Raw genomic sequence first — 16,030 nt, 5'->3', positions numbered from 1 at the left:
TAAACTTTTATTTTAAATTGGAAATTTTTCAGATTTTGTCATGTCAGCAATACTTGTATCGAGAAGGGGCAACATCTGATCCCGCACAGAGATAAGAAGTTTTCTTATGCTGCATGTTGCTTCGTCAATACAATCATCACATTTTTCGTAGAAATTGAGGGATGCACAAGGTAGCATGGCTACAGGGCCGTCAACAATCCTAATGACATCAAGTATTTTTATGTCCGAAGGGTTTTTCATAAAAGTATATCCGCCTTCTGCGCCACGTTCGCTTTTCAGGATTTTGTTTTGTTTCAGTTCACGCAGGATTTGTTCCAGAAACTTAAGTGGAATACGTTCGTTCTCCGAGATCTTTTTTGCGGAGAAGAGAGAAGCATTATCGTTTCTGTTGAGAAACAATAAGGTTTTGATGGCGTATTTGACTCTTTTAGAAAGCATTGTTTAATCTTAGAATTGTAAAAATAGTCAAAAAATTAGATTTCAGACATAATATTTATCCCAAATAAAACCGCCCCCTTATTACTAAGGGGGCGGCTATATCATTGGTTCTAATTCTTAATTACGGGAAAGTAACACCTGTGTAAGAGTTAGGACTTACCATTGGTAAATTAGACTTGTATTTTGCATTGATAGCCTTTAAAAATTCATTGGCAACAATAGCATATCCACGTCCTGTTAAATGCACACCATCTAGTGAAAATGCACCGCCAGTAACAAATTTTGCAGTGTATCTTACGCCGTCCCATTGTATGCCGGACGCTGAATTAAGTTCTTTTAACTTGGTATTAGCATCTACGTAAGCTAATCCTTTAGCATCTGCCAAAGATTTAATAATAGCATTAAAGCTTGCTACTGCAGCAGTACATTCTTCAACCTCGCCATCGACACCCGCAAATTTCCCTCTCAACACATGTTTATCTTCTAGAGGATAAGTAACACCATATTTATTAAGTGGATCAACAGCTAAAGGTGATGATGGAGCTGTTCCAATCACAGAACTCGTTGTCAAAAGAACAAGATCTGCAGTAGTAGCGTGCCTTGCCTGTCCAAAAACTTGCCCCAGCACATATGCTTGTGTTGGATTAACACCCGCCGCTGTCAAAGCCGCTGCAAGTTGTGATGCGTAATTTACTAGAGATTCATCTTTTATCAGTAAAGGGTTATTACCTGTTGCGGATAGTAACTGAATCCTGCTCCCTTGCCCATAAGCCGTCAATACCTTTTTGATAGGTCCAAATAGACTGGTGTTAAGTGTGTTGACAACAGCCGCTCCGCCCAATGCTGTTGGAGTTACAGGATTGTAAGGCACCGTTGTAAGGTTCGGGATAGAAGTTACGTCGGGTAAATTTGCCACAACGCCCTTGGCTCCGTTGGCTGTTAATCCATTGATTAAAGCGGTATATGCTTGAGTGAAAAGTGTTTTGTCTGTAATAGGATTAGTTCCGTCGCCGCCGGTTGTCGCATACCCAAGAACATCATTATTGCCAATCCATAATGAGAAAAATGTAGGTTTCTGAGCAACCGCATCTTGAAGGACAGAAGTGTTAGGGGCAGAAGCAAATCTTACAAAGTAAGGATTAGCTGTTAGATTATTAGGGTCTAGACCTGCCGGATTACCATAACCTGGAGCAACCAGATGAAAAACTTTGGCACCTGGAACACCCATATTCTGATATGGTCCTTGGCTGTAGATGTTTGCTAATGTTGTTGTTCCGGTACCATCCATAACATCAGGAGTCAAAGCCCCATTTTTGACTTTCAAAATAAGTCGGTTCGGAAATTTTACCGAAGGCATCCCTCCCAGATTGTCAGCCATCAGGGGTTGTTTGAACTCACCGCCGCCTGCTAATTTCATTTGTTTAGCCAGCATGTTAGGGTAAGATTCATTTTGCCCATCGATGTAAAGGGCACCATCCCGCATTCCTGAGGTCAAGGAGTTTCCTAAAGCAACATATTTGGAGAAGTTGGCATCACCGGATGTTACCACTACATCTGCCGTGCTGTTTTCAAAATCATTTTGACAACTTACCGCAAATAGTAAAGAAGCCGATATTGTTGATATATATAATTTTTTCATAATTGATTCAATTTTTAAAATGCGTTATAAGATAATCCAAGTCCAAAGTAGAAGGCTTTCGCTTTTGCCTGTCCATAGAAGTTATAATAAGCATTGTTTACGCTTCTGCTTTGCGGCATGGCGTATGCTCCTGCAAGATCTACCCCCAGTTTGTTAAATTTGAAACCGAGACCTGCTGTCACTACGTAAGAATCAAACGAAGGTGTTTCTGGGATGAAATTTTCATCAGAATACGGTGATTCATCATAATACCAACCCAATCTTGCTGCAATCATATCGGTAAAAGCGTACTGTGTTCCCAAACGGAAGGTTTTGGTGTTTTTGAAGTTTTTTGGTGTTATCGATACCGTTGGGTCATTTGCTTGGTTTCCGGCAGCTACTTTATCAAAGTCCAATGTCAACTTGTTGTATCGTTCCCAGCCGTGGTAATTGAAGTCTGCTGAGATTAACCATTTTGGTGTAACCTTATACGTTGCGCCCAAGGTGTACTCATCCACAAGTGGCAGTGTCGCCTTAAAGTTGTCTGTTCCATTATTAAAATTAGGCAATAATGAAGATGGTACTTTGAAGCTGGCTTTACCTTTCTCTGCCTTCATGTCCACAGGAGATCGGTAAGCGATGCTGATATCCAAATTGCTGTCTGGTCTCATATAGAATCCGAATCCGAAACCATGTCCAGTAGCAGTGTCATCCAAAAGATTGATGTGACCGTTGTACTGTGTCATTGCTTTTGTCCAGTCTACTTTGCCTTTTGCATAAATATAGCTTGCTCCAAAAGATGCCCACGGCGCTAGTTTTACAGATAACATAGGCTGGAAGAAGTAGCTTTTAAGCTCTAGTCTCTGCACCATTTCTGCACCTTCCCAGCCAGTTGGCCATTCTATTGTGCTTCCAAAAGGGGTAGAAAAGCTAAAACCTACAGATAAGTTATCAATAATTTTATATGCTACCGCAGCATAGATGGGGGTACCCATTGGGTTATCTGTTTTAGTTTCCTGCAGTGTGTTGGTATTCTGAAACGTTACTTTGTTCATTGCGCCAAATCCTCCTGCAGCCACACTTAATTTTGCCGGGATAAAGGAGATACCTGCTGGGTTGTAGAAAGCAACACTTGCATCCTCTGCATGAGCACTGGTATGTGCCATTGCCAACTGCTTAACACCCTGAAGCGATACCCGGAATCCCCCTGCGTAAGATATTACACCGGCGGCCAAAGCCATGGTAACAAAAATTTTTCTCATAATGATTATTATTAATGTTCCAAATTTATAATTATTTTAATAACAATTATAGAAAATCCCAAAAAAAGTTAAACATTGCTATTCTTAGAATAGTTGTTTAGTGATAGTTTCGATTTAATTATTTGTATAATAGAGACTTGTGTTTTGATGTTAGCTTTAGTTTAGTTTTAAACAATATAATGTAAACCATAATAAAACCGCAGTAAACTTTTGTTTAATGTTTATAAAAATGCGGTTTTTATGTATAAATTATCAATATTAACGCAATATTATCTAAAAATTAATAAAATTAACTTTTTAAAAATTTTATTACTCAAGCTGAAACAAAAATTGTATTAACTTTGCAAACAGTATAAAAAATTAAAATATGAGTTGTGGATGCAAAACATCCGGCGATTCTTCCCATTCTTGTGGTACAAAAAGTGCCAATGGGTGCAGTAGTGTAGATACCTGTGGCAATAGTTATAAATTAAGTGTTTTTGACTGGCTTTCTGATATTGATCCAGCAAAGTCAAAGAGTTCTGATTTTGTTGAGGTTCGTTTTAAGAACGACCGCAAATTATATTATAGAAACGTCAACAACCTTCCTTTACATATAGGTAGCATTATTGCGGTAGAATCTAGTCCTGGACATGATATAGGGGTGGTAAGCTTGGCCGGTGAACTGGTGAAAATCCAGATGAAGAAGAAAAACGCGCTTACAGATACTCCTCTTAAGGTTTATCGCCTTGCCAATCAAAAAGATATAGAGACTTGGCAAGAGCTGAGAAAAAAGGAAAATAATATCAAGATAGAGGCACGTAAGATTGCATACGGCTTGAAACTGGATATGAAAATTACTGATGTAGAATATCAGGGAGATGGTTCCAAGATTACCTTCTATTATACCGCGGACAGCCGGGTAGATTTTCGCCAGTTGATTAAAGAGTATGCCGGGGCTTTCCGTACAAAGATTGATATGAAGCAGATTGGTTTCCGCCAAGAATCTGCCAAAGTCGGAGGAATAGGATCTTGTGGGCGAGAGTTGTGTTGCTCTACATGGCTTACAGACTTCCGCTCTGTGAACACCAATGCCGCTAGGTACCAGCAGTTGAGTATTAATCCGCAAAAATTAGCAGGCCAATGTGGTAAACTGAAATGTTGCCTCAATTATGAGCTGGACAGCTACCTGGATGTTTTGAAGGATTTTCCGTCATCTAATACGGTACTTTTTACCGAGAAAGGGAAAGCTTTTTGTATCAAGATTGATGTTTTTAAGAAGAAAATGTGGTTTGCTTATGTAGAAAACTCGATGGCTTGGTATGATCTTGATATTACAGAAGTTAAGAGGCTGATGGCTATCAACAAAAAAGGTGACAAAGCACCTGCTTTGGAAGAATTGAAGGTGGTAGAGAACCCTCTGGTGACCTCGGATTTGATCCAGGAAAACAGCGTAGACCGTTTCGAAAAGAAAAATAGAAAACCAAGGTCTAATAACAACAGAGACAGATCTCCGAGAAATCAGGATAACAAAAATCCAAACCAAAGGGATAACAGACCGCGGAATGCTGAGCAAAAAGCGCCAGACAATAGAAAGGCTGCTCCTGCTCCTAAAAATAAAGCGGATAATCCAATTCAGAATCAAAGTCAGCCGCAGGAAAATAAAAATTATAAAAAGCCGTTCAAAAAACCTAAAAAGAAAATGCCGCCTAAAAATGAGGGTAATGCTTAGAATATTGTCATTGTTGGCTTTTGCCGTCATCATGGTATCTTGTAATAATCCAGATGAAAATGTGGTGATGCAAAATGTTAATAACAGATGGAACAAGAGAGTCAGTCATAATTTTGACATTAATATTAATGACTTTCAAAAGCAAAAAAATATTATTTTTATTGTCAGAAATAATAATAATTACCCCTACAGCAATATCAGATTGATTGCAACACTAGAACATGATAAAAAAGCAGTGTCTGTAGATACGTTAAATTATGTATTGGCAAAGCCTAATGGAGAATGGTTAGGTACCGGATTTGGCGAGGCTAAGGAGGCTTTATTTCAGTATAAACTGAATTATAATTTCCCTCAAAATGGAAAATACAAACTGAAAGTGGTGCAGGCCATGCGTAGAAATATTTTACCAGGTATAGAAGATATCGGGATAAAAATTCAAAACGAAAAGGCTAATTAATATAACAGATTCATATTAATGGAAAATAAGAAACCTGAACAAAATACTTTTCCCCTGCCGGAAAAGAAAAAAACCAAAAATAACATCAATAAATGGATTAAGATTGTATGGGTCGGCTTCATTGTTGTTGTATTGGGGATTTCGGCGTTATTCTTTGCAGTCTCGCAAGGATTTTTAGGAGATATGCCCGATGTTAAAGAGTTGGAGAATCCCGATATTTTTGTAGCATCCGAAATCTACTCGTCAGACAATGTACTGTTGGGAAAATTTGAAAAAGAGAAAACACTCCCTGTTACTTATAAGCAATTGCCGCCCTATCTTGTTTACGCCTTGCAGGCAAAAGAAGATGAGCGTTTTAAGGAACACTCGGGGATAGATCTTAAATCAATCGCGCGTGCCATATTTTTTAGAGGAGAGCGTGGTGGAGGTTCTACCATTACCCAGCAATTGGCAAAATTACTTTTTACAGGTAATGCATCTCAAAATAAAATTGAACGTGCACTTCAAAAACTAAAAGAATGGTGTGTAGCTGTAAGTCTTGAGAAACGCTATACCAAGGAAGAAATTGTAGCGCTCTATTTTAACAAAATGGATTTCCTGTTCAATGCAAAAGGAATTGAGATGGCATCCAGAGTCTATTTTAACAAAACCACAAGCCAATTGACGTTGCCGGAAGCTGCTACATTTGTTGCGATGCTCGAGGCTCCAAGACGAAATAACCCTTATCGTAATCCCGAAAAATCAAAGCAAAGAAGGGACGTCGTGCTTAAACAAATGTTGGATACCGGCTATATCGATAATTCAACTTATGAGAAGGCTGTTAGCACACCTGTCGCTGTAGACTACCACGAGGTGAAAACGGTAGAGGAAGGTTATTCTGCCTATTACAAATTTTATTTAAGAAAGGAGATTCAGCAGTATCTGGATTCTTATGAGAAAGAAACTGGGAAGCAACTCAATCTTTATAAAAATGGATTGAAAATTTATGTGACGCTCAATTCAAAAATGCAAAAATATGCAGAGGAGGCTATTAAGGAGCACCTAACTAATTTGCAGAGGAATTTTGATGCAGAGATGAAGCGCAATCCCAATCGCCCTTATTATAAACTTAACAAAACCCAAATTAACAGTCTGATGATGTCGTCTGTTAAAAGAACCGGAAGATACAAACAGTTGAAAGCTGAGGGTATGCCGGAGGATTCAATCATGATGGATTTCCATCAGCCGGTAAAAATGACAAGATTTACTTGGCAGGGTGAGGAAGAAGTGGAAATGTCGCCTTGGGACTCTATCCGCTATCACAAGCAGATTGCACAAGCGGGATTGATGTCTATGGAGCCAGCGACTGGTGATATCAAGGCTTGGGTAGGTGGTATCAACTGGCAGCATTTCCAGTACGACCACGTAAAACAAGGTAAGCGTCAGGTCGGATCTACATTCAAACCATTTGTGTATGCTACCGCCATCATGCATCTTGGGATGACGCCATGCTCAACCGTTTCTAATGCCAGTTTTGATAAAGGGAATTACCATGTGCCTGGCCGTGGTGGAATGCTAACGCTGAAAAATGCCTTGGCACAATCACAAAACCCTGTTGCACTTAGGTTGGCAGAGATGGCTGGAACCAAAAATGTGATACAAACTGCACGAGATTTAGGGGTTACCGATGATATTTCAACCAGTTTGCCGATGGCTCTGGGAACATCAGATATTACAATCTATGAGATGTTGGGGGCTTACAGTACATTTGCCAATTTTGGAAATTATACCAAGCCAGAAATGATATGGAGGATAGAAGACGCCAACGGCCGTGTTATCAAAGAGGTTAAACCTGTGGTTAAAGAAGTGATGAACGAAATGTATGCCTATACCATGATAGACCTTATGAAAGGTGTTGCGGAGTTTGGTACGGCATCTGGGGAGCTAAGAAGGCAGGGCATAGGTGCTGATGTTGAAATTGCTGGTAAAACCGGTACCACACAGAACAACTCTGATGGTTGGTTCATGGGAATTGTACCGAAATTAGCAACTGGTGTATGGGTAGGCTGGGAAGATCGTGCCACCCACTTTTGGAGTACCGGCGAAGGGCAGGGTGCTAAGATGGGATTGCCAATTTGGGCCATTTATATGAAGAAGGTTTTTGCTGATAAATCACTTAACGTAAGCACTGGTGATAAGTTTATAAAACCCGCGAACTGGACTGGCGGATGCTCTGATCTTAATAACCTGCGGAATGGTTATGGAGACGAAGGTGGGCTCAGGACCATCGATGAACTTAAAAACCCTCGGCAGGAAGTGCCTGATAAACCAGCAAGAAAAGATGACCACTCCAACGAAGCTATTAACTCTTCTGAGGATATAGATTTTAACAAATAGAACTTTTCCCGCATCCTTTGATGCGGGATTTTTATAATGAATCTTACAAGTATTACAAATCATTTTATACAATTGTTTCCCGGGGATTTTTCGGGAAACACGATGCAGCGGCAGACACCAGATGTATTGTATTGTACAGTAAAACCGGCAGATTTTGGTACTACCAAATTGATCGATTTTAATGAAAAACTTTCATTGGAAATAGGACTGGGAGAATTAGGTAACAATGCAAGTTTTTTGGCTGCCCAGAACCTTCCTGATCATTTGAAAACCTATGCTACTGTTTACGCGGGTCATCAGTTTGGCAATTGGGCGGGGCAGTTGGGAGATGGCCGAGCCATTTATGCAGGAGAAATCATCAATGGTAAAACCCAAACCGAAATCCAGTGGAAAGGTGCAGGTGCTACGCCATATTCCAGGCATGCTGACGGAAGGGCGGTTTTGCGGTCCTCGATTCGGGAATATCTCATGAGCGAAGCCATGCACCATCTTGGCGTTCCTACAACAAGGGCTTTGAGTCTTTCTCTGACAGGCGAATCCGTGGTTCGTGATATTCAATATTCTGGGAATCCACAAAAGGAGCAGGGTGCAGTAGTTGTGAGGACAGCGGAGTCGTTCCTGCGCTTTGGCCATTTTGAGTTATTATCTGCCAGAAATCAGACAGATCTGCTGAAACAATTAGCCGATTACACTATTCATAATTTTTACCCAGAAATTAATACAGATAATAATCCTCGTCAATATATAGACTGGTTTCAGGCAGTTTGCGACAGGACTTTGAAAATGATTATCGAATGGTACCGTGTTGGTTTTGTGCACGGTGTAATGAATACTGATAATATGTCGATTCTTGGGTTGACGATTGATTATGGACCTTTTTCTATGATGGATGGCTATGATCTTGATTTTACACCTAACACCACAGATCTGCCGGGCAAACGTTATGCTTTCGGTAAACAGGGGCAAGTTTCACATTGGAATCTGGCGACCTTGGCTAATGCTGTTTTTCCATTGATTAATGATTCTGAAGTTCTGGAAAAAATACTTGATAACTATGGACAGAAATTTTGGGTGGAACACGACAAGATGTTAGCTCAAAAATTTGGGTTGGATGAGGTGTTGACTGGTGATGATCAGTTTTTCACAGCTTGGCAGCAATTGATGCAGGATCTTAATTTGGATTATACACTGTTTTTTGAAAGTCTTGAAAAGCCTATTTCAGAAATAAAAGTGGGGGATTTTTCTAATTCTTTTTATAGAAATCTTAACGATAATGAATTGGAACGACTTTCAGATTTTATCGAAAAATATCAACAAAGAAAACTTAAAAATAAAATCTCAGAAACCGAGTCGCTTGAGATCATGAGTCATGCAAATCCTAAATTTATTCTCAGGAATTACCTTTTGTTTGAAGCCATTCAAGAAGCTGAAGATGGCAATTATGAGATGTTTTTTAAACTGAAAGAAGCATTACAAAATCCTTATGAAAACCGTTTTCCGGAACTGAATCAAAAAAGACCATCCAAATATGATGATCAGGCTGGTTGCAGTCAATTGTCTTGCAGTTCTTAATAGGTGATTAATTAATCTCAACTAATTCTGATAGTTTTGTAAGCATTGATACACTAAAAAAAAGCCTTTCATAGTTCCAAACAATGAAGGGCTTTTTTCTTTACTTTTGCACAAATATCAAAACTTGAAACTTCTCAACAAATTTTTATCGTTCCTCAAGATTGTTTTCCCAGCTAACAGAACCGAACTTTTGATCTTCTTGTTTTTTGTGATTCTTTATGGTGCTAATGCGTGGTTTGTAGCAGAGCATTTCAGGATTGTTTATGACGATAGGATTCCTTGGGATGGCTATTTCAGTTTTGATAACCGAGCCATCATCCAAACCGGTGGTGGATTTGAGCGGCATCCTCTGTCCAATTATTTTTTCAACCTGATCCGGGATTTTGCTTTATGGATTTCGGGGAACCGCTACAATTCGGTTTTCAGACTGGTTTTGGCATTGTTTTCTACACTGACTGTTGCGCTGGCAAATATTCAGGTTTTTAAATATCTCAACAATGTTATTCGGCTTCCGCTGAAGATTAGTCTTCTTATTTTGGCATTTTATGGCTTGTTTGTAACCAATTATTTACTTTCGTTCACACCGGAAACTTACACTTATACGCTTTTGGTTTTATCGTTGTTTAATTATTATGTTGCCGGAAAGGTACAGTCAGAAAAACCACTATCTTTTGGAGCAACTATTATGGGTTCAGTCTTAGTTGGAGGTTTAACGATTACTAACATCGTGAAGGTCTATATCCCTTTCTTATTTGAGAAAAATCTGTTTTGGAACTGGAAAAAATTAGGAATTGCCATTGCAAAAATTGTTGCGTCAGTCGTGTTTTTTATGTTTCTATTTTTGCTAAGACTCGACTTTAATTTTCAAAATTTTATCAACAAAAGTGGGGAGCAGTATGAAAAGTTTTCACAGCCCAAAGTGACGCCGTTGTGGGATATGATTGTGTCATGGTTTTTTGGTGGTAATGTTCTTTTTCCGGGATTTGTCATCCGAGATTATCACAGTAAAGCTGGTTTTTTCTACAAAGCAATTTTTATGGATGTTTACACGTCTCCACTTTCTTATGGATTTGTTGTTTTCCTTCTGCTGTTGATTCTCTACAGTATTATTAAGAATTACAAGAATAAACTGGTTTGGATACTTGTAATTTCATTTTTTGTGGATGTAGTGATCCATTGTGTTCTTAAGTTTGGTCTACACACATCCTATATTTACGGTGGCCATTTTGTTTTTGTTTATCCTTTGTTGTTGGGTTGGTTGTTTTTTTCGATTCGCCAAAAAGAAGTTTTATCCACTTTACTATATGGTGTTCTTTTGTTGATGACAATCTACCTCGGTTTTAACAACCTCTACAGATTGACCGAGTTTTACCAGTTTTTGTACAGTTATTATCAATAAAAAAAATCTGCAACATAGTGCAGATTAGGTTGTATAGCAAAAGAAAATTTTACTTAGCTTCTACGCAAAATACAGCGTAAGGAATGATGGTTGCCGATGGATAAACTCTTCGGATATTTCGAAGATCTTCCGCAGCGCCCTGTTTGCTAAAATAACTGCCGGCTAATATTTTATAATTAGGTCTTAATGAAGCGTCTGTTTCTACTTTTAAATTTCTGAAATTGTTGCGAAACTCAGTGGCTGTTTTCCTGGCATCATCATTATTTTTAACAATTACTACCTGAATTTTGAATCCCATAATTTTGGGGTTCTTGCGGCATATTTCTGCATTTGTAAGTTCCCTGTTTGGTATCAAAATTTTGGTAGGAGCTTTTGGGGTTGATACAGATGTGCGGTTGCAATTGTTCTCAATTTTTTCTAAGGCATCGTTGATTCTTTCATCCAAAGCGAAAGAAAGTTCGGTCCCGGATAACGTATCTTTTTTTACAATATATTGTGCATCAGCTTGATAAGCAAAAAAAAGCGTACAGATGATGAAAAACTTCAGAAGATTATTCATTTAATTTGATTTTATGCAAATTTAAAATAAAAAGAAAGAAACGCAAACCCTGTTATTTAGAACTGTTACAAATTAAATAGATTTGACAAAAACCATGGGCTAAGGTCTTCTTAATTTTTGTTAATGTGCTATTTTTGCGGAACTGAAAGTAAACTCAAGAAATTTTACTAACCCAAGATTATATAAATGATTAGTTGGAGAAAGCATTACAAAAAGGGTCTGATAGCAATTAGTCTATTGTTGTCAACCGGCGCTTCTGTTTATGCACAAGGCGATCCCAAGAAAGGGCAGGACTTGTTTAAGGCAAATTGTACCGCTTGTCACGCATTGGACAAAAAGGTTGTTGGTCCGGCTTTAGGCGGCATCGTCGATAAGCTGAAAAAGGAACAGAATCTAGATACAGATTGGCTGCATAAGTGGATTATTAACAATGATAAGCTAAGAGCTTCTGGAGATAAGTATGCCAACCAGGTCTACGAAGAGAATGGTAAAGTGGCTATGCAGGTCTTTGAAGGTAAGCTTACCGAGGCGGATGTAGATGATATCCTGGCGTATACAACCAATCCTCCAAAAGAGGAGCCGGCTGCTGATAAGGCAGGCGCTGCTGCAACCAACGATCTTCAATCTGTGCAAGCAGATAAAGCCAATCAACTTAATTCTAAAATTATGGTTGCTGCGTTTATTGCTATTGCCGGATTATTGTTTTGGTTATTGCTGAAAATCCGTCAGTTGGTAAAACTACAGCAATCGCCAGAGCTTTCTGAACTTAACTCAACAAGGATTTCATCATTCTCGCAATTGTACGATAAGTACAGCTATGTGGGCAAGGCTCTTGTCGCTCTATTGGCGATATTTGCATTGTATGGCGTTTGGAACTGGCTAATGTGGGTGGGTGTTTACAAAGGCTACAAGCCCGAGCAGCCTATCTATTTTTCTCACAAGATCCACGCTGGTGAAAATAAAATCGATTGTCAGCTTTGTCACTCCGGTGCTAAATATGGTAAAGTTTCAGAGATTCCTTCTCTTAACGTTTGTATGAACTGTCACCGTTCTATTTCTGAATACAAAGGAAAATATTTGGAACCAGGAAAAGACAGAGAGTTCTACACTAGTCAAATCAAAACATTATACTCGCATGTTGGTTGGGATGAGTCTAAGCAGGCTTATACCGGTAAAACAGAACCTGTTGAGTGGACTAGAATCCACAATATGCCAGATTTTGTTTACTTCAATCACTCTCAGCACGTTGTTGCAGGTGAGCAGGCTATCATCAATTCATTTAATGCAAAACAGAAAGATCCTGCTAATAAAATTGATGTGGTATGTAAAGCTTGTCACGGTAAAATTGATACCATGAATGTGGTGCAGATGGCCAATAACTTTACAATGGGATGGTGTATAGACTGTCACAGGACTACAGAAGTTGATATGAGCAACGGTTATAATAAAGAGTACTTCAAAAATCTACATGATAAGTTGAAAAAACAATATGGTGAGGGTAGCAAAATCACTGTAGATGCTATTGGAGGTCTTGAGTGTGGTAAATGTCATTATTAATAACAAAAATTAGAAGTATAAATGGCTTCAAATAAAATACAATTCAGAAGTATTCACGAACTAAAAGATCCGACTTTAACTGGAAAGTTGGCTCAGAAAGAATTTCAGAATGAGATTCCGGTGGATGAATTCTTAAGCGATGAAAGTGCTGGTTCTGCCAATACATCCAGAAGAGATTTTCTTAAGTTATTAGGATTTTCTACTGCTGCTGTAACTTTGGCTGCCTGCGAAGCTCCGGTTATCAAGACAATTCCTTATGTGGTGAAACCGCACGACATCATTCCCGGTGTTCCTAATTTTTATGCATCAACCTATTTTGACGGGTTTGATTTTGCCAGTGTTCTGGTAAAGACTAGAGAAGGAAGACCTATTAAGATTGAACCCAATCCTGCAGCGGGTTCTTTGGGAACTACCAATGCAAGAGCTCAGGCCAGCGTACTTTCTCTTTATGATAATGATAAAGTAAAGAAGCCGGCTCTAAATGGGGATGATCAGGAGAACTTTAGTAAGTTAGATGATTTTGTACTGAAAGGCTTGGCTGAATCTCAGGCGTCAGGAAAGAAAATTGTAGTCTTGTCACACTCTTTCCCAAGTCCAACTTTCAAAAAGTTGTTTGGAGATTTTAAAACTAAATATCCTTCTGCGGAATTAGTGACTTACGATGCGTATCCTTATGCTGCCGCTTTAGATGCTGCTCAGGAAGTTTTTGGTCAAAGAGCATTACCTGTGTATGATCTTAAAGATGCACAGTTGGTTGTTTCTTTCAACGCGGATTTCTTAGGAGATTATAACGCGTCTAGCCTTGAGGTTTCTTATGCTGCTGCCAGAAAACCTGGTAAAAACATGTTAAGACATATTCAGGTAGAATCAAATATGAGCTTGACTGGTGCCAATTCTGACTCAAGATATAAACTTAAACCAAGTGCTGTTTTTAAAACATTGGTAGAAGTTTACAACGGTCTTAACGGAGGTACATCAGACAAGTTAGCTTCTGAAATTGTAAAAGAACTTCAGGCAAAGGGCAGCAATGCTGTAGTGTTTGCAGATGGTTCAAAAGCCGCTTATGTATTAGCGCACCTTATCAATCAAAAATTAGCCTCTAAAGCGTTTACTGGGAAGGCAAACTTCCTTAAAGAATACGATAATTCCAAGTTCAACGCATTGTTATCTTGGTTAAATGCAGGTCAAGTAGGCGTTTTGATTTCCAATAATGTTAATCCTATTTACTCTCATGCAAAAGGAGCCTCTTTGAAGTCTGCTTTTGCAAAAGTTCCTTATTTCGTAGTTATTACAGATAAGAAAAATGAGATGTATAAGGCAGCGAAAGCTGTTATCCCTTACGCTCACTGGTTGGAGTCGTGGGGTGATATTTCGCCAGAAACAGGTGCATACTCATTGATGCAGCCTACGATCCAGAGAATTTACAATTCTAGACAAGTAGAGGAATCTCTATTGGTTTGGATTAACGGTAAAAACAGCCCGGCTAATAACTATTACAATTATCTTAAGGCTAATGCTTTAACGCTTAATGGCGGCCTTTCTTTTAATAAAAACCTGTATAATGGTTTTGCTAATGGTGGACTTTCAACAGGTCTTAGCTACGCTGGCGGAAACGCTGCGCAGGCTGTAGCAGAACTTAATGGTTTCAAAAAAGGGGAGTTTGAGCTTCAGCTATATACCAAGTCTGCCATAGGTGACGGTACACAATCCAATAACCCTTGGTTGATGGAGTTGCCAGACCCAATCTCCAGAATGTCTTGGGACAACTACTTAACGATCTCTCCAAAAGATGCAAAAACACTTGATATTGAGAACAGTCTTAATGCAAGAATGCAGTTGGATGGGGATAAAGTTAACCTTACAGTTAATGGTGTTACGATAAAAGATATCCCTGTATTTATACAACCTGGTCAGGCAGAAGGTTCATTAGGACTAGCATTGGGTTATGGTAAAACAGATTCGGGGAAAGTAGCGGAGACTGGTATCAATGCCTATCCTTTGTTTGATGGTTACAATACTGTTGTAGCAAATGTAAAGATTGAAAAGACAGGCGACACGCATGAGTTTGCTGGTATGCAGCTTCAAAATACTTTGATGGGACGTTATGAGATTGCGAAAGAGGTTTCTCTGGATGATTTTGTTAACAAACCTGTTGATGAGTGGAACAAGCCTTTGGAAATGCACACATTAGGAGGTGAACTTCCGATAGGAAAAGTTGACCTTTGGGATTCTTTTGATGATACAGACGGTCACCACTTCAACCTTTCTGTAGATCTTAATTCTTGTACAGGCTGTGGCGCATGTGTTATAGCTTGTCAGGCAGAGAATAACGTGGCAGTAGTAGGTAAAGACGAAGTAAGGATGTCCAGGGATATGTACTGGTTAAGAATAGACCGTTATTATTCTACAGAGCAAAAAGTTGAAGTTTACGAAGGTCTTAAAGAGGGAATGGCTGTTCCTGAATTATACGGCAGCAAGCTTTTGGGTATTGAAGGAGCGTTGGAAAATGCAGCAGATAACCCAGATGTTATCTTCCAGCCGGTGATGTGTCAGCACTGTAACCACGCACCTTGTGAAACAGTATGTCCGGTGGCTGCAACTTCCCATGGTAAGCAAGGCCAAAACCAAATGGCTTATAACAGATGTATCGGTACTAGATATTGTGCCAACAACTGTCCTTATAAAGTGCGTCGATTCAATTGGTTCAACTATGCGCTTAATGATAAGTTTGATTTCAATATGAATAATGACTTAGGCAGAATGGTGCTTAATCCTGATGTTGTTACAAGAACACGTGGGGTGATGGAAAAATGCTCAATGTGTATTCAGATGACTCAAAATGTGATCCTCGAAGCTAAAAAAGACGGTCGCAAAGTTAATGATGGCGAGTTCAAAACTGCTTGTTCAAGTGCTTGTTCTACAGGAGCAATGAAGTTTGGTGATATGAATGACATCAACTCCGAAGTAAGATCGCTTTACACTGGTAACAGAAAATATGTTTTGCTTGAAGAAGTTGGTACAAAACCAAACGTCTTCTACCATGCAAAAATCAGAAACAGAAAAGAAAACAACGTTTAAATA

11 protein-coding genes are annotated in these 16,030 nt (G+C 39.1%); 7 read left to right on the top strand and 4 right to left on the bottom strand.

Annotated elements, in window-relative coordinates; all coding sequences use genetic code 11:
- Positions 1-12 precede the first annotated feature (12 nt).
- The 3 genes from AC00Y6_RS02610 to AC00Y6_RS02600 all read right to left on the bottom strand — a co-directional run bounded on the left by AC00Y6_RS02610 (position 13) and on the right by AC00Y6_RS02600 (position 3,318).
- Positions 13-438: an RrF2 family transcriptional regulator gene (locus AC00Y6_RS02610; protein WP_474489058.1), complete on the bottom strand. Its 426-nt coding sequence runs from the start codon at positions 436-438 to the stop codon at positions 13-15.
- Positions 439-559: 121 nt separating this feature from the next.
- Positions 560-2,077 carry an SGNH/GDSL hydrolase family protein gene (locus AC00Y6_RS02605; RefSeq protein ID WP_474489057.1) on the bottom strand — a complete coding sequence of 506 codons (1,518 nt, stop codon included), beginning with the start codon at positions 2,075-2,077 and terminating at the stop codon, positions 560-562.
- 14 nt (positions 2,078-2,091) lie between these two features.
- Positions 2,092-3,318 carry an OmpP1/FadL family transporter gene (locus tag AC00Y6_RS02600; protein WP_474489056.1) on the bottom strand — a complete coding sequence of 409 codons (1,227 nt, stop codon included), beginning with the start codon at positions 3,316-3,318 and terminating at the stop codon, positions 2,092-2,094.
- A 367-nt stretch (positions 3,319-3,685) separates the two neighbouring features.
- Between AC00Y6_RS02600 and AC00Y6_RS02595 the strand changes: the two genes are divergently transcribed.
- From AC00Y6_RS02595 to AC00Y6_RS02575, 5 genes are all read left to right on the top strand, one after another.
- Positions 3,686-5,029 (top strand): PSP1 domain-containing protein, encoded by a 1,344-nt coding sequence (locus tag AC00Y6_RS02595; protein ID WP_474489055.1) that lies wholly within the window; start codon positions 3,686-3,688, stop codon positions 5,027-5,029.
- The gene (locus AC00Y6_RS02590; protein ID WP_474489054.1) at positions 5,022-5,486 is read left to right on the top strand and encodes a gliding motility lipoprotein GldH; all 465 of its coding nucleotides are present in this window, start codon (positions 5,022-5,024) and stop codon (positions 5,484-5,486) included. Before AC00Y6_RS02595 ends, AC00Y6_RS02590 begins: the two co-directional genes overlap by 8 nt.
- A gap of 18 nt (positions 5,487-5,504) precedes the next feature.
- The gene (locus AC00Y6_RS02585; protein ID WP_474489053.1) at positions 5,505-7,862 is read left to right on the top strand and encodes a penicillin-binding protein 1A; all 2,358 of its coding nucleotides are present in this window, start codon (positions 5,505-5,507) and stop codon (positions 7,860-7,862) included.
- Between the two features lie 36 nt (positions 7,863-7,898).
- Positions 7,899-9,434, top strand: coding sequence for a protein adenylyltransferase SelO (locus AC00Y6_RS02580; protein ID WP_474489052.1), 1,536 nt, complete (start codon positions 7,899-7,901; stop codon positions 9,432-9,434).
- A 124-nt stretch (positions 9,435-9,558) separates the two neighbouring features.
- Positions 9,559-10,833: a DUF6080 domain-containing protein gene (locus tag AC00Y6_RS02575; protein WP_474489051.1), complete on the top strand. Its 1,275-nt coding sequence runs from the start codon at positions 9,559-9,561 to the stop codon at positions 10,831-10,833.
- A gap of 49 nt (positions 10,834-10,882) precedes the next feature.
- Here the strand turns inward: AC00Y6_RS02575 and AC00Y6_RS02570 are convergent, their stop codons facing one another.
- On the bottom strand, positions 10,883-11,392 hold the full coding sequence (locus tag AC00Y6_RS02570; RefSeq protein WP_474489050.1) for an SPOR domain-containing protein: 510 nt from the start codon (positions 11,390-11,392) through the stop codon (positions 10,883-10,885).
- Between the two features lie 186 nt (positions 11,393-11,578).
- On the opposite strand from AC00Y6_RS02570, the gene AC00Y6_RS02565 reads away from it, so the two are divergent.
- Both AC00Y6_RS02565 and AC00Y6_RS02560 read left to right on the top strand, forming a co-directional pair.
- Entirely contained in the window at positions 11,579-12,949 is a 1,371-nt protein-coding gene (locus AC00Y6_RS02565) for a c-type cytochrome (RefSeq protein ID WP_474489049.1), read from the top strand.
- A gap of 21 nt (positions 12,950-12,970) precedes the next feature.
- Entirely contained in the window at positions 12,971-16,027 is a 3,057-nt protein-coding gene (locus tag AC00Y6_RS02560; RefSeq protein ID WP_474489048.1) for a TAT-variant-translocated molybdopterin oxidoreductase, read from the top strand.
- The last annotated feature ends 3 nt before the right edge of the window (positions 16,028-16,030 follow it).

It is taken from the genome of Epilithonimonas sp., assembly GCF_056329745.1.
This window is presented reverse-complemented; position numbering and strand designations above follow the sequence as displayed.

Excerpts from the sequence above, each read along its gene's own strand:
- AC00Y6_RS02580 (WP_474489052.1), top strand. The coding sequence starts at position 7,899 with ATGAATCTTACAAGTATTACAAATCATTTTATACAATTGTTTCCCGGG.
- AC00Y6_RS02585 (WP_474489053.1), top strand. The coding sequence starts at position 5,505 with ATGGAAAATAAGAAACCTGAACAAAATACTTTTCCCCTGCCGGAAAAG.
- AC00Y6_RS02595 (WP_474489055.1), top strand. The coding sequence starts at position 3,686 with ATGAGTTGTGGATGCAAAACATCCGGCGATTCTTCCCATTCTTGTGGT.
- AC00Y6_RS02570 (WP_474489050.1), bottom strand. The coding sequence starts at position 11,392 with ATGAATAATCTTCTGAAGTTTTTCATCATCTGTACGCTTTTTTTTGCT.
- AC00Y6_RS02565 (WP_474489049.1), top strand. The coding sequence starts at position 11,579 with ATGATTAGTTGGAGAAAGCATTACAAAAAGGGTCTGATAGCAATTAGT.
- AC00Y6_RS02610 (WP_474489058.1), bottom strand. The coding sequence starts at position 438 with ATGCTTTCTAAAAGAGTCAAATACGCCATCAAAACCTTATTGTTTCTC.
- AC00Y6_RS02590 (WP_474489054.1), top strand. The coding sequence starts at position 5,022 with ATGCTTAGAATATTGTCATTGTTGGCTTTTGCCGTCATCATGGTATCT.
- AC00Y6_RS02605 (WP_474489057.1), bottom strand. The coding sequence starts at position 2,077 with ATGAAAAAATTATATATATCAACAATATCGGCTTCTTTACTATTTGCG.
- AC00Y6_RS02600 (WP_474489056.1), bottom strand. The coding sequence starts at position 3,318 with ATGAGAAAAATTTTTGTTACCATGGCTTTGGCCGCCGGTGTAATATCT.
- AC00Y6_RS02560 (WP_474489048.1), top strand. The coding sequence starts at position 12,971 with ATGGCTTCAAATAAAATACAATTCAGAAGTATTCACGAACTAAAAGAT.